The 18,912-nt window shown below is 56.8% G+C and carries 15 protein-coding genes and 1 tRNA gene; 9 read left to right on the top strand and 7 right to left on the bottom strand.

What is annotated here, in order from left to right; genetic code table 11:
• The first annotated feature begins 104 nt into the window (after positions 1-104).
• From ELK40_RS19220 to gss, 6 genes are all read left to right on the top strand, one after another.
• On the top strand, positions 105-1,694 hold the full coding sequence (locus ELK40_RS19220) for an ABC transporter substrate-binding protein (protein WP_127732306.1): 1,590 nt from the start codon (positions 105-107) through the stop codon (positions 1,692-1,694).
• 45 nt (positions 1,695-1,739) lie between these two features.
• A complete protein-coding gene (locus ELK40_RS19215) occupies positions 1,740-2,693 on the top strand; it encodes an ABC transporter permease (protein ID WP_127732304.1) in 954 nt (317 codons plus the stop codon).
• A 5-nt stretch (positions 2,694-2,698) separates the two neighbouring features.
• Complete coding sequence (locus tag ELK40_RS19210; protein ID WP_115876267.1) at positions 2,699-3,544, top strand: ABC transporter permease; 846 nt, start codon at positions 2,699-2,701, stop codon at positions 3,542-3,544.
• Positions 3,537-4,514, top strand: coding sequence for an ABC transporter ATP-binding protein (locus tag ELK40_RS19205; RefSeq protein ID WP_127732302.1), 978 nt, complete (start codon positions 3,537-3,539; stop codon positions 4,512-4,514). Before ELK40_RS19210 ends, ELK40_RS19205 begins: the two co-directional genes overlap by 8 nt.
• Entirely contained in the window at positions 4,511-5,488 is a 978-nt protein-coding gene (locus tag ELK40_RS19200) for an ABC transporter ATP-binding protein (RefSeq protein WP_127732300.1), read from the top strand. The genes ELK40_RS19205 and ELK40_RS19200 overlap by 4 nt, the downstream gene beginning before the upstream one ends.
• Before the next feature lie 110 nt (positions 5,489-5,598).
• The gene (gss, locus tag ELK40_RS19195) at positions 5,599-7,461 is read left to right on the top strand and encodes a bifunctional glutathionylspermidine amidase/synthase (RefSeq protein ID WP_127732298.1); all 1,863 of its coding nucleotides are present in this window, start codon (positions 5,599-5,601) and stop codon (positions 7,459-7,461) included.
• A 52-nt stretch (positions 7,462-7,513) separates the two neighbouring features.
• Here gss and pgaD read toward each other — a convergent pair whose 3' ends face one another.
• The 5 genes from pgaD to ELK40_RS19170 form a co-directional block, all read right to left on the bottom strand.
• Entirely contained in the window at positions 7,514-7,945 is a 432-nt protein-coding gene (gene pgaD, locus ELK40_RS19190; RefSeq protein ID WP_111963254.1) for a poly-beta-1,6-N-acetyl-D-glucosamine biosynthesis protein PgaD, read from the bottom strand.
• Complete coding sequence (pgaC, locus tag ELK40_RS19185; RefSeq protein WP_127732296.1) at positions 7,942-9,273, bottom strand: poly-beta-1,6-N-acetyl-D-glucosamine synthase; 1,332 nt, start codon at positions 9,271-9,273, stop codon at positions 7,942-7,944. The genes pgaD and pgaC overlap by 4 nt, the downstream gene beginning before the upstream one ends.
• On the bottom strand, positions 9,266-11,203 hold the full coding sequence (gene pgaB / locus ELK40_RS19180) for a poly-beta-1,6-N-acetyl-D-glucosamine N-deacetylase PgaB (RefSeq protein WP_127732294.1): 1,938 nt from the start codon (positions 11,201-11,203) through the stop codon (positions 9,266-9,268). The genes pgaC and pgaB overlap by 8 nt, the downstream gene beginning before the upstream one ends.
• A gap of 8 nt (positions 11,204-11,211) precedes the next feature.
• On the bottom strand, positions 11,212-13,650 hold the full coding sequence (gene pgaA / locus ELK40_RS19175) for a poly-beta-1,6 N-acetyl-D-glucosamine export porin PgaA (RefSeq protein ID WP_127732292.1): 2,439 nt from the start codon (positions 13,648-13,650) through the stop codon (positions 11,212-11,214).
• Positions 13,651-13,795: 145 nt separating this feature from the next.
• The gene (locus ELK40_RS19170) at positions 13,796-14,044 is read right to left on the bottom strand and encodes a hypothetical protein (RefSeq protein WP_127732290.1); all 249 of its coding nucleotides are present in this window, start codon (positions 14,042-14,044) and stop codon (positions 13,796-13,798) included.
• Between the two features lie 278 nt (positions 14,045-14,322).
• On the opposite strand from ELK40_RS19170, the gene ELK40_RS19165 reads away from it, so the two are divergent.
• The gene (locus tag ELK40_RS19165; RefSeq protein WP_164850663.1) at positions 14,323-14,850 is read left to right on the top strand and encodes a LuxR C-terminal-related transcriptional regulator; all 528 of its coding nucleotides are present in this window, start codon (positions 14,323-14,325) and stop codon (positions 14,848-14,850) included.
• A gap of 262 nt (positions 14,851-15,112) precedes the next feature.
• Positions 15,113-15,535, top strand: a complete 423-nt coding sequence (locus ELK40_RS19160) for a hypothetical protein (protein WP_240741437.1) — start codon at positions 15,113-15,115, stop codon at positions 15,533-15,535.
• Between the two features lie 140 nt (positions 15,536-15,675).
• On the opposite strand, the gene ELK40_RS19155 is transcribed toward ELK40_RS19160, so the two are convergent.
• A tRNA-Phe gene (locus ELK40_RS19155) sits at positions 15,676-15,751 on the bottom strand.
• Between the two features lie 95 nt (positions 15,752-15,846).
• On the bottom strand, positions 15,847-16,560 hold the full coding sequence (locus ELK40_RS19150) for a DUF554 domain-containing protein (RefSeq protein WP_127732288.1): 714 nt from the start codon (positions 16,558-16,560) through the stop codon (positions 15,847-15,849).
• Positions 16,561-16,741: 181 nt separating this feature from the next.
• Here ELK40_RS19150 and ELK40_RS19145 point away from each other — a divergent pair, with 181 nt between their 5' ends.
• On the top strand, positions 16,742-18,877 hold the full coding sequence (locus ELK40_RS19145; RefSeq protein ID WP_127732286.1) for an ornithine decarboxylase: 2,136 nt from the start codon (positions 16,742-16,744) through the stop codon (positions 18,875-18,877).
• Positions 18,878-18,912: the final 35 nt, after the last annotated feature.

Below are 18,912 nucleotides of genomic sequence, written 5' to 3'. Positions count from 1 at the left end.
CGCATTTTCATAACTAATGCGTTAATGGATAAAGCTGCCTATGATGCTTCAACATAAATAAAAGATGCAGTTATAAACACTTTATTAGGCAAGGAGTTAGTGAGATGCGCAAGCTTCTGTTATCGGCAGTGGTCGTTTCGCTCGCGTTAGGCCTGGCGGGCTGTGATGATGCGAAAAATAAAGAGACAAATACGGCCGCGGCGTCAAAAAGCGACGCGCCAAAAGCGGGCGGTTCGCTGATTATCGGTATTAACTCCGGCGACCCGTTAGCCGTTAATCCGCTTTATGCCAGCGACCGCACAACGTTAACCATCATGCAGGCGTTGTATGCCCCGCTGTACAGCTTTAATAACGGCAAGATCGAGTGGGGCCTGGCGGAAAGCCTCACGCCCTCCGCCGACAACCTGAGCTACACCCTGACGTTAAAACCGAACCTGAAATGGCAGGACGGTCAGCCGCTGACGGCGGACGACGTGGTCTTTACGTTCAACAAGCTGCTCGATGCCAAACAGCACAGCTTCTTCCGCAGCATGTTTACCTACGGCGATAAGCCGGTACAGGTAAGCAAGGTTGACGACCGCACCGTTAAGTTCACCTTACCGCAGGTTAGCGCGGCCTTTACCGGCACCCTGGTACAGATCTACCCGATCCCGCAGCACGTGTTCGCCGGCGAAGGCGACCTGGAAAAGAGCAGCAAAAACGATGCGCCGGTCGGCTCCGGGCCGTTCAAATTTAAAGAGTACCGCGCCGGACAATATTACGCCCTGACCCGTTTTGACGATTACTGGAACGGCAAAGCGAAGCTTGATTCAGTCACCTACCGTTTCGCCAAAGACAGTAACGCCGCCAACCTGGCGCTGCAAAACGGTGAAATCAACCTCAAGATGGTTGACCCGCAGGACGTAAACCGCCTGAAAAATACCGGTAAGTTTGACTTCGTGGTCTATCCGGAAGGCCGTCTGGCCTATATGACGTTCAACCAGAACGTGCCGGTAATGAAGAGCAAAGAATTGCGTCAGGCCATTGCTTACGCCATCAACAAAGACGAGCTGACCCAGACCGCCTTTACCTCGCTGGACTACGCCAAACCGGCGACGTCCTTCCTGACGCCCGATACGCTTTACAAGACGGATGACGTCGAGCAGTACAAATTCGACGTGCAAAAAGCCAAAGAGCTGCTTAAAGCGTCCGGCGCGCCGGACAACCTCAAGCTGCGCCTGGCGTATGTGAATACCAACAAAACCCAGGAGAGCATGGCGCTCTACATTCAGCAGGCGCTGAAGGGCATTGGGGTGAACGTGGAGCTGATGCCGCTGGACTCCAACGCCATGTCCCAGCGCAGCCTCGATATGAACAACACCGCGTGGGAGCTGAACCTGGGCGGCTACATCATGGGCTCAGAGCCGGACGGCTACAAATCGCTGTTCATGAGCAACGAAGCCTATAACTACGCGCACTACAAAAATCCGCAGTTTGATGCCCTGTGGGATAAAGGCGCCGTGGAAACCGACGCCGCAAAACGTGCTGATATCTACAAGCAAATTCAGCAGACCGTGGCGAACGACATGACGTACTACCCAATCGCCTATACCAATGCGACCGTCGCGGTAGACAAGCGTTTCGGCGGTACCCAGGAAGCGGAGCCGAAACCGGTCTATCTGTTCCAGGATCTGTCAAAAATCTATCAGAAATAAGCGATTGCCCCGGCCGTCAGGTCGGGGCTTTTGAAAGGGCACGTCGTGAACACACTTCTCACGCGTCGGCTGCTGCAGCTGCTGCCGATGCTGTTCTTTATTTCGCTGGTGGCGTTTTTGCTGGTCAAACTGGCGCCCGGCGATCCGGTGGCGGCGTACATTACGCCGCGTATGGCTCCGGAAGATATCGAACGTATTCGCCAGAGCCTGGGGCTGGATAAGCCGCTGGTGACGCAGTACGTCCTGTGGCTAAAAAATGTCCTGCAGGGCGATCTCGGCTATTCGCTGATTTACCACCGCCCGGTGCTGGAGATGATCGGCGAACGCATTCCGGCCACGCTGGGGCTGATGGGCGCGTCGCTGCTGCTGGCGATCGTGCTGGCGATCCCGCTGGGCCTGCTGGCGGGGGCATTCAAGCATCGCTGGCTGGATCACCTGCTTAACCTGTTCGCCTATATCGGCATTTCGGTGCCGATTTTCTGGTTCGGCATCTTGCTCATTACGGTCTTTGCCGTGCAGCTTAGCTGGTTCCCCAGCATGGGAATGCGCACCATCGGCATGGAGGATAACGCGCTGGACGTGCTGCGTCACGGCGTACTGCCGTGTATTGCCCTCACGTTCTACAACCTCTCCAGCTATGTGCGCTACATCCGCTCCAACACCATCTCGCAGCTCTCGTCCGACTACGTGCAAACCCAGCTTGCCTACGGCGCCACGCGTTCCAGCATTCTGTTTAGGCACGTGCTGAAAAACGTGCTGCTGCCGGTGATCACCCTGTTCGGACTGTCGTTCGGTGAGCTGATTGTGGGGGCCTACGTGACGGAAAGCGTCTTCTCCTGGCCGGGGATGGGGCTGCTCGGGATCCAGTCGATCGCCTCGCTGGACTACCCGCTGATCATGGCGATCATCATGCTCTCGTCGATGATGCTGATCGTCGGTAACCTGATCGCCGATCTGCTTTATCGCTTCGCCGATCCACGCATTCGTACGCTGAGGTAACCCGGATGAGCAGACGCTGGCAGCAGGTTCGTCACCAGCTGCGCCGCAACCGTCCGGCGCAGTTCTCCCTGTTTGTGCTTTTTATTTTCATTGTCGCCGCGCTCTGTGCGGGGTTAAGTCCGTACGATCCGGATCGGATGGCGCTCGGCGCACGCACGTTACCGCCGGATGCCGCACACTGGTTCGGCACCGACGAGTACGGACGCGACTACTTCACCCGCGCGCTTTATGGCGGCCAGATCTCCCTGATGGTCGGTTTTCTCGCCATGCTCTTTTCCACGCTTATCGGCACGGTGGTGGGCACGGTGAGCGGCTATTTTGGCGGCTGGCTGGATAACCTGATGATGCGCGCCGTGGATATCCTGATGGCCATTCCGGCCTTCTTCCTGCTGCTGGTGGTGAATGCTTACCTCAAGCCGGGCGTGGATAACATCATTCTGATCATCAGCCTGCTGACGTGGATGAACATGTCGCGGCTGGTGCGCGCAGAAACCCTGTCGGTGAAAGAGCGCGAGTACGTGCTTTATGCCCGCGCATCGGGGGAAAACCCGCTGCGTATTATCGTGCGCCACATTATTCCCGGCGTGCTGCCGACCATTATCGTGGCCGCCACGCTCAATATCGCCTCGGCCATTCTGATGGAGTCGACGCTCAGCTTCTTAGGGCTGGGTGTGCAGGCGCCGGCGGCGTCGTGGGGAAGCATGCTCAACAACGCCCAGTCTTATATTGGCGAAGCGTCGTGGCTGGCGATGTTCCCCGGCATCCTGATCCTGCTGACGGTGTTCAGCTTTAACGTGCTCGGCGATGTCTTCCGTACCGCCTTTGAGCCGGGAGCGAATCGCGATGAGTAGCTTATTAGCGCTTGATAACCTGCAAACTACTTTCCGCACCCGCGAGGGTGAAGTTCACGCGGTGCGCGGCGTAAGCTTTCAGGTGCAGCCGGGAGAACTTGTCGGCATTGTTGGCGAGTCGGGCTGCGGAAAAAGCGTCACCTGTAAGTCGATTATCCAGCTTCTGGGGAGCAACGGACGGATCACCGGCGGCAGCATTCGCTTCCAGAATGACGATCTGGCGCAGAAAACCCCTGCGCAGATGCGCGCTATTCGCGGCAACGAGATCGCGATGATTTTTCAGGATCCGATGACCGCCCTGAACCCGGTGCTCACTATCGGCAAGCAGATGTCTGAGATCCTGGTGCGAAATAAAAAGCTGTCGAAAAAAGCGGCCAAAGCGGCGGCGATCGCCATGCTGGAACAGGTGGGGATTGCCGAGGCGGAACGCCGATACGACCAGTATCCTCACGAGTTCAGCGGCGGGATGCGCCAGCGGGTGATGATCGCCATTGCGCTCTCCTGCAACCCGAAGCTGCTTATTGCCGATGAGCCGACCACCGCGCTGGACGTCACCATTCAGGCGCAGATCCTGCGTTTGCTGAAAAGCCTGCAGCAGCAGACCCAAACCGCGATTCTGCTGATCACCCACGATCTCGGCGTGGTGGCGCAGGTCTGCAGCCGCGTAGTGGTGATGTACGGCGGGCTGGTGATGGAGGAGGGCAGCGTAGAGGACATTTTTTATCGCCCTGCGCATCCTTACACCCAGGGGCTGCTGGCCTCGCTGCCGCGCCCGGATGAGGTCAATCAGCGTCTATCGCCGATCGAAGGTTCGCCGCCCGGCCTGCTTAACCCGCCGCCGGGCTGCCCGTTCGCCGAACGCTGCCCAAAACGCATGCCCCAGTGTGAACGGCAGCCCGCATTTTACACCGCCGGAGAGGGCCATCGCGCCGCCTGCTGGCTATGGGCCGATAAGGAGACTCATGCATGAGTGAACAACAGGCACCATTAGTGAGCGTGCGCGATCTGCGCAAGCACTATCAGCTTAACGGCGGTCTGCTGCGTAAAGGCGCGGCCGTGAAGGCGGTTGATGGCGTGAGCTTTGATATCCAGCCCGGCGAGACGTTTGGCCTGGTGGGGGAGTCCGGCTGCGGGAAATCGACGCTCGGACGCGCCATCCTGCGCCTTTTCGATATTACCGCGGGCGAGATCCACTTCGCCGGGCAGGCGATTGCCCGCGCCCGCGAAAAAGAACTCAAGCCGCTGCGCAAGCGGATGCAGGCGATTTTTCAGGATCCTTACTCCTCGCTCAACCCAGGCATGACGGTGCGACAGCTGGTGGCCGAGCCGATGCAGATCCACGGCTACAGCCGTGAAGAACAGCGGGAACGGACGGAAACGCTGCTCTACAAAGTGGGGCTGAAGCAGGAACACCTTGAACGGTTCCCGCATGAGTTCAGCGGCGGGCAGCGTCAACGCATCAGTATTGCCCGCGCGTTGTCCGTGCGTCCCGAATTTGTGCTGTGCGATGAGCCGCTCTCGGCGCTGGACGTTTCGGTGCAGGCGCAGGTGGTGAATATTCTGCAGGATCTGCAGCAGGAGCTGGGGCTGACCTATCTGTTTATCGCCCACGATCTCTCCATGGTGCGCCATATCTCCAGCCGCATTGGGGTGATGTATCTCGGTAAGCTGGTGGAGGTGGCCCCGGCGAATGAGCTGTATCAGCGTCCGGCGCACCCTTATACCCGCGCGCTGCTGGCGGCGGTTCCCCAGCCCGACCCGCGGATTCGCAACCTTGAAGACGCAACCCTGCGCGGTGAAATGCCCGGCCCTGCGTCCGCGCTGCCGGGCTGTAAGTTTTGCAGCCGATGCCCGTACGCCATGCCGGTTTGCCAGACGCAGGAGCCTGCGATGCAGGAGATCGCGCCAGGGCATTTCGCGGCGTGCTGGCTGTTTAACATGTAGTTAATGCGCCGCGCAGGTGTATGATAAATGTCCCTCTGTCAGGTTAATTACAACGTGCAGACGACGACAACCCATAAAAAATTGCCGCCTGCCTGTTTTAGGTTGGATACATGCGTAAAGGAAAGTTAAGCAGTGATGCGCCATTCGGGACATTGTTAGGCTATGCGCCCGGTGGCGTGGCGATTTACTCTTCAAATTACGGCAGTCTGGACCCGCGAAAATACCCGGAAGACGCGGATTTTCGCAGCTACATCGGCAATGAATACATGGGCCACAAGTGGCAGTGCGTTGAGTTTGCCCGCCGTTTCCTGTTCCTCAACTATGGCTTTGTGTTTACCGACGTCGGTATGGCGTGGGAGATCTTCTCTCTGCGCTTTTTGCGTCAGGTGGTGAACGATAACATTCTGCCCCTTCAGGCCTTTGCCAACGGTTCAAAACGCGCGCCGCGCGCCGGAGCGCTGCTGATCTGGCAAAAGGGCGGCGAGTTTCACGAGACCGGCCACGTGGCGGTGATCACCCAGCTTCTGGACGATAGGGTGCGTATTGCGGAGCAGAACGTGATTCACTCCCCGCTGCCGCTTGGGCAGCAGTGGACGCGCGAGCTGCGACTGAGCGTGGAGAACGGGTGTTATACAATTCATGACACCTTCAACGACACGGAGATCCTCGGCTGGATGATCCAGACCGACGACACGGAACACAGCATTCCCCAGCCGGAAATCGACGGTGAACTGCTGAAAATCAGCGGCGCGCGGCTGAAAAACAAACGTCAGTTCGACGGCAAGTGGCTCAACGAAAATGACGCGCTGCAGCAGGCGTATGTTCGCGCCAACGGCCACGTGATCAACAAAGATCCCTGCCAGTACTTCACCATTACCGAAAGCGCCGAGCAGGAGCTGATCAAGGCCACCAACGAACTGCATCTGATGTACCTGCACGCCACGGACAAGGTGCTGAAAGACGACAGCCTGCTGGCGCTTTTCGACATCCCGAAAATCCTCTGGCCGCGCCTGCGCCTCTCCTGGCAGTGGCGTCGTCACCATATGATCACCGGTCGTATGGATTTCTGCATGGATGAGCGCGGCATCAAGGTCTACGAGTACAACGCCGACTCCGCCTCCTGCCATACCGAGGGCGGGCTGATTCTCGAAGAGTGGGTGAAAAACGGCTATCGCGGCAACGGGCATAACCCGGCAGAAGGCCTGCTGGAAGAGCTGACCGGCGCCTGGAAGCACAGCCACGCGCGGCCGTTCGTCCACATCATGCAGGACAACGATGTCGAAGAGGACTATCACGCGCTCTTTATTCAGCGTTCGCTGATGCAGGCCGGGTTCGAGACCAAAATCCTCCACGGGCTGGGGGCGCTCAGCTGGGATGCCGCCGGGCAGCTGATCGACGACGAAGGTCGCCACGTCAACTGCGTGTGGAAAACCTGGGCGTGGGAAACGGCGATAGAGCAGATCCGCGAGGTCAGCGAAACCGAATACGCCGCCGTGCCGATCCGCACCGGACATCCTGAAGGCGAAGTGCGCCTGATTGACGTTCTGCTGCGCCCGGAGGTGCTGGTCTTTGAACCGCTGTGGACCGTTATTCCAGGCAACAAGGCGATTCTTCCGGTGCTGTGGCAACTGTTCCCGAATCACCGTTACCTGCTCGACACCGATTTTGAGGTCAACGATCTGCTGAAGCAGACCGGATATGCCGTTAAGCCGATTGCCGGACGCTGCGGCAGCAATATCGACCTGATCAGCGCCCAGGACGAGCTTCTGGATAAATCCAGCGGCAAGTTTGTCGACCGTAAAAACATCTACCAGCAGCTATGGTGCCTGCCGAAGGTCGACGGGAAGTACATTCAGGTCTGTACCTTTACCGTGGGCGGGAACTACGGTGGGACCTGTCTGCGCGGCGATGACTCGCTGGTGGTGAAGAAAGAGAGCGATATTGAGCCGCTGATCGTGGTTAAAGATAAGTAGTTTTTACCCGCAATAAAAAAGCCCCCGCAGGATATCCTGCGGGGGCTTTTCGTTACTGTTCTTCCTCTTCCTGCCCGTTGATCTTCAGATCGATGATGCGGCCAATCTGGTCATGATAGACCGTCAGCAGGTTGTACTGGCTCATCTCGGAGATGATCTGCGGTGAGACATTAAAGCTGCGGGCCAGCTCCTCCTCCTGCAAATAACCCGGCTGGCGCCGCCTGACGTGGGCGCGGCGGCGATTGTACTGATACCACAAAATCAGCAGCCAGCCGTTGAGTGCGGCGAACAGCAGGTAGAGCAATACCGTATTAAAGGACGCAATAATCACGCCCCAGCTGTGGTCGCTCTCCTCGGTTAGCTGCATCCAGAGCCGGGCATACAGGAAAAACAGAAAGCCTCCCCACGCCACCAGCGTTAACGCGGCATCGAAAAGACGTGGCAACAGCCGATGTTCGGTCAGTATTAAGGTATTTTCGTTCATTGAAGGCTTCCTTTTCCCCGGTCCGGACTGATCCAGCGCGCGCGGGCGCGCTGGCGTTTAAGCATGACTTTTGGAAAGGCGACGAGGGTGGTGAACAGGCCGATCATCCAGTACACCATCGGGAACCAGATCACCCAGAAAAGCGAGCTGGCCACCTTCCGTTCATAGCGCCGCTCAATGTACAAACTGACGAGGAACTGCAGGAGGCACATCACGCCCAGCAGTAGCCCGGTAAACTCCGGTGGAAAGAGGCTCTCCACGATCAGCCTGGCAGGAACAGGGGCGATATGGCTGAGAATAAATAACAGCACCGTCATGGCATACGCGAAGGCCCACAGCGTTGACAGGGCGTACTCGATAAAAAGGGGCCACATGCGGTGATGCTCCCAGCGCACAATCCTGCGAAGGTTGACCAGAAACACCTCCGCGCCGCCCTGGGCCCAGCGCAAACGCTGTTTCCACAGGCCCTTGAGCGTCTCCGGCATCAGGATCCAGCACAGCGCCCGCGGCTCGAAAAAGATATCCCAGTGGCGCAGCTGGAGCTTCCAGCTGATGTCGATGTCTTCGGTGATCATGTCCGGGCTCCAGTACCCGACGTCCGCCAGCGCCTGTCGACGAAAGGCGGCGATGACGCCCGAGACGGTAAAGACCCGGCCATAGATCCGCTGCGTCCGCTTGATGAGCCCGATAATCGATGAGAACTCGCCCACCTGAATGCGGCCGATCAGCGTGGAGCGCGTGCGAATACGCGGGTTCCCGGTGACCGCCCCGACGTGGGGATACTGAATCAGCGGTGCCACCAGATACGCTGCCGTATCGCGATCGAGCAGGGCGTCACCGTCAATGCAGACCAGCAGATCGCCCCGGGCCGCCGCCGCGCCGGCTTTGAGCGCCAGCGCTTTCCCCTGATTTTCCGCGAGATTAATCACCCGCAGGCGCGGCTGTTCCAGCGCCAGCGCCTGCAGCACCTGCGCCGTGTTGTCAGACGAGCCGTCGTTGATGGCGATAACTTCTATATTTTCATACCGCTGATCCAGCGCGGCGCTGATGGTCTCCCGGGCATTTCGTCCCTCGTTAAAGCAGGGGATCAGAATGGAGATGAGCGGCTCACCGGCGAGCGTCGGGGCGGGCGTCTCTCTATCCCACGACCAGTGGCGTTCAAGCTGAAACCAGAAATAGAGCCCGCCGGTTATCCAGAGCACGGACATGAACAGCGGCCAGAAGAACACAAAATCCAGAATCAGTTCGCCGGTAAAGAGGGCGGCCACGCCTAACGGCAACCCGAATACCAGACATAAAATGGAAAAGGCGATAATGCGATCAGTCATTGTCAGGGTACCAGTACGAAGAAAATACAGGCCTGATGCGTGTGATATCAGGTTGGTTGTTGATGAAATCATCGGGGTAGTAACCGTAGTTTTTGACGCCGTTCAGCTGAAGCACGCGCATCCACTGCGCAAGCTGGCTATCAGAAACGGCGCGCTGCGGTTTCTTATCCCAGTCCCTGGCCTGCAGTTCAAAAATGGTTTTATCGATCGCGCCGGGACGTGTGGCGACCGCTTTAACCAGACGCGCCAGCCAGGCATCGCTCTCGTCAGCCGAAATGGACTCCATCAGCGGCATGGCCATCGGCACCGTCCAGTCATACTCCGCCAGAAAATCGTCAAGATTCTGCGCGAACCACGCTTCGCTTTCCGGCTGAAGAATGGGTAAGGCGAACATGTTGCGCGCGGTTTTTATCTGCGGGCCACGGATATGCTTCACCGCCAGGCTCAGGGCGTGGGTAAACCCAATCAGCAGCTGGCTTTTCTGACGTGTTGTGCTCTGAGCGCCATCGTCCACGTCCGTCAGCACCGCATCGTCATGGAACAAAATCCCGTTGAAGCTGGCATAGCGGGCCAGATCTTCGTAGATGTCCGTTACCTGCTGGCGCACCTGCAGGTCCCACGGGGAGAGCCGGATATAGGGCTCGGTGGCTTCGCGCAGCTGGCCGGTTTGACGATCCCGGCGCTGCACGCGCGGCAGGGCAGGATCGAGATCGAACGAGAGCACCGGCATCCACGCGAAGACTTTCACCCCCGCGCGGGTTTGCAGCTGCCAGGAGACAAAATTAAAGAGATCGGCCCGGACCGGCAGACGACGGTTGGGGAAATAGAGCGCCTTGATCCTGCCGTCGCCCTGCGGGTCGGCAAACGCCTGCAGAAAAACATGGCTGATTTTCATGTCGTAGACCCGCTGGATCAGCTTGTTGATGTTTTGGGTCTGCTGGGCCGGATCGGGATCGTAAACGTAGTCGAGATCGACGTGCATGACGCGAACGGGATCGTGCTCCTGAACCTGGCTTACCGTATTGGCAAAAGCCTTGAGCGAGGGGTTTCCGGCGATCAGCAGACGAGGAATGTTGCCGAGATCCTGCACGTTCCCCAGCCCGTCCTCAAGGGTAAAGGCCAGCTGATAACCCTGCTGTCTGGCGATCGCAAGCGACGTACCGTTAGCAGCGCCGTAGGGCCAGACCCAGGCGCGCGGTGCCTTGCCCGTTACCTGCGTGATTTTTTCAGTCACTTTGCGAACGTCATCGCCGATCCGCTGGCTGAACTGCCGATCGGTTTCATAGCGGCCCGTGGTTTTGTCATAAAAGCGGTTGGCGATGGCAGGTTCGCGGCTGCCCTGCGGGTTGGCCGGAATGCCGTAATGCGAGGCCCAGGTGTGCGATCCGATCTCAATCAGCGGGGACCGGCTGAGCTCGCGCACCATGTCCCACGTCGCGAAGCGATCGCGGGGCGTCATCAGACCGCCGAAGTTAACTTTTTGATTTTCCGGCGTATCCACCCAGCTGCCCACCGGCGCCCAGAGCGCAGGGACGTTCCACGCCTGAAGCAGCGGCCAGACGCGGGTGTAAAAGCTGCTGTAGCCGTCGTCAAAGCTGAGCAGAACGGCTTTCGGTGGCAGCGTTTTTTTCCCGTTATGGGCATCCAGAATGTCCTGCACGCTGATGATGTGATAACCGTTGTGCAGCAGCCAGCTTATCTGCTCGTTTAGCGCGCTGGTGCGCACGGAGAGGTAGCGCTGATCGGCGGCATCGTCTTCTACATCGTGGTAGGCCAGCACCAGAAACTGGTTCTGCGGCCAGGGTTTGCTCGCCTCCAGCTGTGGCCGCGCTTTGGGCGCAATAAACGAAAATGCCTGCGCGCAGACGCTCGCGCTGAGGCAGAGCCAGCCGAGGAGTATCAGGCTCGCGGAAAAACGTGTGTTAAGCATAATCATCCTTAAAAGCGTAAAGTCGCGTCTAACGTGACGGAGAGGTTGCTCTCGCGTTTGCCGTCGTAAGGGCGCTTGTCCCAGTTCAGCATCACGCCGGTATCAATAACGTTGTTCCACTGGACGCGCTGTCCGTAACCCAGCAGGGCGATGGCGCCAGCGGACTGATTTTTCTGCCAGTAGCTGCCGCCTCCCGCCACAAACTGCTGGCTCCAGAGGGTGTCGTAATGGCGGTACATCTCATGGTCAACGGCCAGGGCCGCCGTCACGGAGAGATCCCGCGCCGGGTTGTAGTAGAGCGTGTCCCGCAGGCTATTTTTACTGGCGGCGATCCCCGGTTCGAGATCCAGCGTCAGTGACGGGGTCTGCCAGAGACGCTCCTTGCCCGTGAGGGTGTATTCCTGGCGGCGGTTATGATCCGAGAAGCGGCTGAGGGCGGCGCTGAACTGGTACTCACGACGCTCGTTTTGATACCAGCGCACGCCGCCTTCCCCCCGGTTGGCGTTGATCCCGTTGCGTAACGCCCGCAGGGGCGTGGTGCGCGACAGGCGTTCAAGGCTGCCGCTGACCTGCCAGTTATCTGTCAGAACGTACGTAGTTGAGAGGCGAGCGCCCGGCTTGTTTGCCCCGTGATAGCGGTTGCTGGAGAGTTCGGCTTCGAGCTGGAGGTTGCGTGGCCGCCATTCGACGCCGCCCAACAGGTGACGGCTGGAGCCTTTGCCTTCATCGAAATTACCCTCTGCATAGCGGGTGCCGGCAAACAGCCGCCAGCTATCCGCCACGGGTGGGCCATAGAGCGTGGCGTCCCAGTTGAGGTCGTGCGTCCCGCTGACGGGGTTATCGGAGTGCAAACCCTTGCTCGCGTTGAGGCGCAGCTCGGACATATGGTGGACGGTGCGGAGCCTGTCCAGACGCCTTGCGCTGCGATCGCGCGGCGCGCGGGCGACAACGTCGTCGGCCAGTAAATCCATCTGCCGCCATTCCTGCAGATCCATGGCGACGTAAGCCTGCTGCTGCTCAAGTTCGAGATTCGAGGGCTCCAGCGCCTCCGCCATTTTCAGCGTTTGCTCGGCCGCGCGCGGCAGGCCTCGCGTCTGAAGCAGCGTGGCGTAGTCAATCTGCAATCCCTGATTGCCCGGCGCGGTTGTCGCCAGACGTCGCGCCAGCTTTTCGGCTTCCGGCAGGGCATTCGTCGCCAGCAAATAGTTAAAACGGAGCGACTGGCCGGCAAGCCACCGATCGTTCGGCTGAGGGGTAGGGGAGCCGAAATCGTAACGGGTCCAGGGGACGTTGCGGGTCTGGCGCTCAACGTACTGGCGGGCGGCCTGATACTCTCCCGTATCCAGCCAGGCGTAGAAAAGCGGGTGTTCCTCGTCCTGCGGATCGGAAGCGTATTGCGGATAGCGCTGCAGAAGCGCGAAGGCGGCAGCGGTATTTTTCTCCTGGAGGTAGGACGAGATCACCCAGCCGATTGCCCAGCCCGGCACCGGATGCCGGGCTGCCGTCAGATCCTGATATTCGCTGATGACCCGCGGGTAATCGGCATGAGCGTAGAGCGCGCCGAGCCGGTCGATACGCGCAAGGACGACGTCTTCCGCCGCCTGCGGCTCGCTTTGCCAGCGAGACAGCAGCGCGTCGTAACGATTCAGTGCGGATTGCGCAAGCTGCAGGCGCTCCTTTTCTGTTCTGCCAGGCACATCTGCAAGGCGAACGCTTTCGGCTGCGGCATTCAGCTCTAGACGACGACGTTCCGCTGGGGACAGCGCCACCTTTTTTGAAAGCTGGAGAGCGGGAGTATTGACCCGGTTATCCGTTAGCGCGTCGATCAGCTCGCGAAGAAGCGCGTGATTTTCTGGCGCGATATTCAGCGCGCGCGCGTCTGCTAAAAGCCGATCCCAGCTTTTTCCCTGGCGTAACCAGACATACCCCAGCGTCTGAAGATGCGCCTGAGAGGGCTCCTCCGCCACCAGCTGTCGGGCTTCCTTAAGGGCAAGCGTATCTTTACGGGCATCGGCCAGGGTTTTGATATAGCCGATACGATAATCGTCGTTATCCGGCGCAAGGCTCAGCGCTTCTTTCCAGAGCGCCAGAGCTGGCTGCCACGCTTTCTGATTTCTCCTGGCCTGTGCGACAGCCGCAACGCCACGGGCGGGCAGCGGCATATAAATGCTGTAGCGCTGCCAGACCTGAATAACCTCGTCATCATGACCTGCCCAGGCCGCCACCTGTAACCAGTCCGCAACGTGTTCAGGCGTCAGGGCATGCTGCTGCTGATAACGCTGAAGATAATCGAGAAACGACGTGTAATTACCGTTACGCGCCTGTTGAATCTGTTGCTCATAAACGGATTCCGAACCCTGAACCAGAACAGGAAAGAGTAATAACAGAAACAATAATGTTGGGGTGCGATAAAAGAATAATGTACTTAAGCGAAGCGATCTTTCCATATCTATTTGCCATTTGTTTATCATGAATCCATTGCATAACACGGCCGCCTTTTAACTCTGCGTTAAAGGCCATAAATGGGAACATTAAATCTGAATGCAGTAACGTTATGGGGTACTTACTTAAAGGTAATTATGAAACCTCATCTCAGTGGTCTTGATGGGAGGTAATGTACACCTGATATGTTGCCGGATAAATATGCTGAAAAGCTGCTGTGTAGTTTTGAGATAATTCTGTAATGAGCAGTTTTTTGTGTTTATTTTGAATTGAGTCGTTAATTGTAATACATTGAAATATAGTGGTTTTATTTTTATTGTGACAGTTTTGTATATATTTTAAATGACGCATATTTGCCTCAATTAAAGTACTTTCTGGTGCATGTTTGGGAAGTTTCATGACAAAAATTCTTAATGTTTAGAGAAGTGACTTTTCTGGGATTGTTTTTTATTTATAATTAAAGGCAGACATTGAATGATAGTCTACAGGAAGTCTTACTCATCAATGTGTGTATTGAGGGATGTCCAAAGCCAGAATACATTTGTCGTTAATATAACAGCGCTATAAAACGAAGGCGGCCTTCTTTCTGAGGGATCGTTCTTGCTTTAATCTAAAAGGGATGGTTAGTGGCAACTTCAATAGTGTTAGTGACTCAGGATCGCTACCTTGTCAGGGGGATGCGGATATTTTTTCCGGATATTATCCTGCTCGACTCGATTGACAGAAACATATTTGATAACGGTGCAGATGAATATTCTGTATTGATTGATAGTCGTGCGCCGCTTCGTTTATATGATTACCTGATACGCCATCCGGCCAGAACGAGAAAAACGATTTGCTGCGTTATGCTTGATATGCGCCATCGCGAGGAGAATCTGCTCAGTATGAAGCTGTTTATGAACACATCGCTGACGGCGCCGGACATGGCCTCGCTGTTTAACCTGGTGCTCAATATGAAGGGCAGGCGCCTGACCACGAAGTGGCTGCTGAATTTACGGCTGAGCACGCATGAAACGATCATGTTGCGGTTGCTGAGGGCAGGCATGTCAATGGAGGAGATTGCAGGCGAACTGAATACGTCAGTGAAAAGTCTCTACCGCAAACGTACGGCGCTCTCGGAACGGCTGGGGGCGGAGAACTTCAATGAGGCGTGTCTGTTTATCTTCAAAAATAAACTGCTGGGCACAGGTGGGAACGATCCCTAAAGTTGTCAGGAATTCAAAAGCAAAAAACCGCCACGAGGGCGGGTTCGTTAATAAGGTGCGTGGTAACGCACTTTTCTCGATGCCGGCGGATGTAAGGTGGCAGAAAATGAGCGGGTGGCGGTTGGATTTTGGGGGAGAGGAAACGCGTATTATAATGAAAAACGAAAAGTATCTTCTGCTCTTTAACCCCGTTTATGAAATGCCAGAGGCTAAGCCAAGTGTTTTATCCTGAGCGGGTGATACCAGAAGGAGACTCCTGGAAGTGATTGAAAAATTTAAAAGGACGTTAGAAATGAATAAATATCTGTCTGGTCTGTGTGTTGTTTCTTTTTTTTATTTTTCTTCAATAGGTTATGCGCACTCTACGGGGCAAAATAAAGTTCAGGTTAGTATCGAACCCAGCAACTTTAATAGTGGATATATCCCGGTAATTTATGGTGCAGATGAAATCGAGCCTTCTAATTTCAGGGGGGAGGATCTAAAGGAGATGCAGGATAGCCTGAGGAAGATGAAGTCCGACAACCGCAAAGTCGATGAGCTAACTCAGAAGGTTTTACAGCTTGAGAGAAAGAATTCTGAGCAGGAGAGTAAGATCGAGCGATTGCAAAGAAGCCTTGATGACATGAAGCGGAGCAACGACAACCTTTCAAATCAGGTCAGCAATTTATCCGGCAAAATTAAGTGATAAAAAAGAGCCACCGCCTGTATTAACTTACCGGACTATTATCGTAAGCGTGCCTGCATTAAAGCCACGCTTATCAGCGCCCAGAAATCGGCCGTAGCCATATAGCAAAAACCCGCCTTTTGGGCGGGTTCTTTAAATAGTGGTGCCCGGACTCGGAATCGAACCAAGGACACGGGGATTTTCAATCCCCTGCTCTACCGACTGAGCTATCCGGGCAACGGGGCGCATTAAACCCGATCTGCCCGGTGGCGTCAACGAAAAATGTTGTTTTCGTTACAGACTGCGCAATCTCTCACCATTTCGCCGCATCCTTAAGCGAAAAAGTGCGTCCAGAGCGCGGAGAGCGGCATGGCGAGCAGCAGTGCGGGCAGCATATTCACCACGGCAAACATCTTGATCCCACAGATGCGCAGCCCGGTAGCCAGCAGCAGCAGGCCGCCGACGGCGGTAAAGTCTGCCATCATTGCCGGCGTGGTTAGCGGGAGAATTAGCGTGGCACAGGTAGCCAGTGCCAGCTGGATAAGCAGCATCGGGACGCAAATCGCCGCCACGGCAATGCCGAGCGTGGTGGCAAAAATAGTGGCGGTGAAGAAATCAAGAAACGCTTTTGCAATCAAAATGCTCGGGTCGCCCGTCATCCCTTCCTGCATCGAACCGAAAATCCCGGTGCCGCTGGCGCAAAACAGAATAATGATGGCGACATAGTTCTGAATAAACGTCTCGTGCGTGCCGTGTTTCGCCTTGCCCGGTCGGGCAATCAGGTTTTTGGCTTTACTCACCGCGCTGTTAATGCCTTTTTCCAGATAGCAAAATTCGCCAATCAGCGCGCCGAGCAGGGTAGCCAACACCATCACCGGCAGGTTGGCGCATTTGATCATCAGAAGAATACCAATCCCTAACGATGCCAGGCCGAATATTGAGGGCATGGAGGTGCGAATCCGCTCCGGGAGCCGCTGGCTCAGCACGGCGCCGAGTACGCCGCCCAGCAATACGGCTCCTGCGTTAATAAATGGCCCGATAACCAAAGTTAACTCCTGTTATTTAATCATTGATATTGCATTATTATGGCACGGCAGGGCTTCGCGGGCCTTAGCTTTGGCTGATTTCGTGCATACTGATTCCTTCTTGCACCTCAAAATAAAAGGTGACATTATTGCGCGAATTTTCTCCTCCCTGTCTCACCGCCCGGTGAGGGTAACTGCGCCTATGAAAACCATGAAAATTGCCGTCAGCCGCGAGCTGCTCTCCACTGTGTCTACGCACCGCGAAAAGGTGACGCTGGACAGCACTGATTTTACCGATGTGGCGGCCGTCGTCATCACAACGGCTGAAAGCCGCAGCGGTATCCTTGCACTGCTGAAACGCACGGGCTTTCAGCTGCCGGTGTTTATTTTCTCTCCGGAGCCAACGGAGGTGCCCGACGGCGCCACCGCGGTCATCTCGGGTAAAGCTCAGGAGTTTCTGGAACTGGAGAGCGCTGCCAGCCGTTATGAAGAGAATCTGCTGCCGCCTTTTTTCGACACCCTGAGCCAGTATGTGGAGATGGGCAACAGCACTTTCGCCTGTCCGGGCCACCAGCACGGGGCCTTTTTCAAAAAGCACCCGGCAGGGCGACAGTTCTATGATTTCTTCGGTGAGAACGTGTTTCGCGCCGACATGTGCAACGCCGACGTGAAGCTGGGCGATCTGCTGATCCACGAAGGCTCCGCTAAGCACGCGCAAAAGTTCGCGGCGAAAGTGTTTAACGCGGATAAAACCTACTTCGTGCTGAACGGCACGTCAGCGGCCAACAAGGTAGTGACCAACGCGCTGCTGACCCGCGGCGACCTGGTGCTGTTCGACCGCAATAACCATAAGTCTAACCACCACGGGGCGCTGATCCAGGCGGGTGCCACGCCGGTTTACCTTGAGGCCGCGCGTAACCCGTTTGGCTTTATTGGCGGGATTGACGACCACTGCTTTGACGATGCGTATCTGCGGGATCTTATCCGCGAGGCGGCACCGGAGAAGGCCGATGAGGCACGTCCGTTCCGCCTGGCGATCATTCAGCTTGGCACCTACGACGGGACGATCTACAACGCCCGTCAGGTGATCGATAAGATCGGCCATCTGTGCGACTACATTCTCTTTGACTCCGCCTGGGTGGGCTACGAGCAGTTTATTCCGATGATGGTAGAAACGTCCCCGCTCTTGCTGGAGCTGAACGAGAGCGATCCGGGGATTTTCGTGACCCAGTCGGTGCATAAACAGCAGGCCGGGTTCTCGCAAACCTCGCAGATCCATAAAAAGGATAACCACATTCGCGGTCAGGCGCGTTTTTGCCCGCACAAGCGGCTGAACAACGCGTTTATGCTGCATGCCTCCACCAGCCCGTTTTATCCGCTGTTCGCAGCGCTGGATGTGAATGCCAAGATCCACGAAGGGGAAAGCGGACGCAGGCTGTGGGCGGAGTGCGTCGAGCTGGGTATTGAAGCGCGCAAGGCAATCATTGCCAACTGTCATATGATCAAACCGTTTATCCCACCGGTGGTGGCGGGGCGGCCGTGGCAGGATCATCCGACGCACGCCATTGCCAGCGAGCTGCGCTTCTTCAGCTTCGAGCCGGGGGCCAAATGGCACGGCTTTGAGGGCTATGCAAGCGAGCAGTACTTTGTCGACCCGTGCAAGCTCCTGCTGACCACGCCGGGCATCGATGCCGAAACCGGCGAGTACACGGATTTCGGTATCCCGGCGACGATTCTGGCGCACTATCTGCGTGAAAACGGCATTGTGCCGGAGAAATGCGACCTTAACTCGATCCTGTTCCTGCTGACCCCTGCCGAAAGCAGCGAGAAGCTGGCACAGCTGGTGGCGATGCTGGGCCAGTTTGAACAGCATATTGAAGACGACACGCCGCTGGCGGACGTGCTGCCGACGATTTTTCAGAAATACCCGGTGCGCTACCGGGATTACACCCTTCGCCAGCTGTGTCAGGAGATGCACGATCTCTACGTCAGCTTCGACGTGAAGGATTTGCAGAAGGCGATGTTCCGCAAGGAGAGCCTGCCTGAGGTGGTGATGAACCCGCAGGATGCGAACCGGGCCTATATTCGAGGCGACGTGGAGCTGGTTCGCATACGGGATGCCGAAGGGCGAATTGCTGCCGAAGGGGCGCTGCCCTATCCGCCAGGCGTGCTGTGCGTGGTGCCGGGTGAAGTCTGGGGCGGGGCGGTACAGCGTTACTTCCTGGCGCTGGAGGAGGGCATCAACCTGCTGCCCGGCTTCTCGCCGGAACTGCAGGGCGTTTACAGCGAGAAGGATGCCGACGGGATTAAGCGGCTATATGGGTATGTACTGAGATAGTGCGGGCTGCTGCCCTCACCCTAACCCTCTCCCCC

This window comes from Enterobacter sp. N18-03635 (genome assembly GCF_004006055.1).
Taxonomy (GTDB): Bacteria; Pseudomonadota; Gammaproteobacteria; order Enterobacterales; family Enterobacteriaceae; genus Enterobacter; species Enterobacter vonholyi.
Note: the sequence above shows the minus strand (reverse complement) of the source record. Positions and strands in the feature narration are given on the sequence as shown.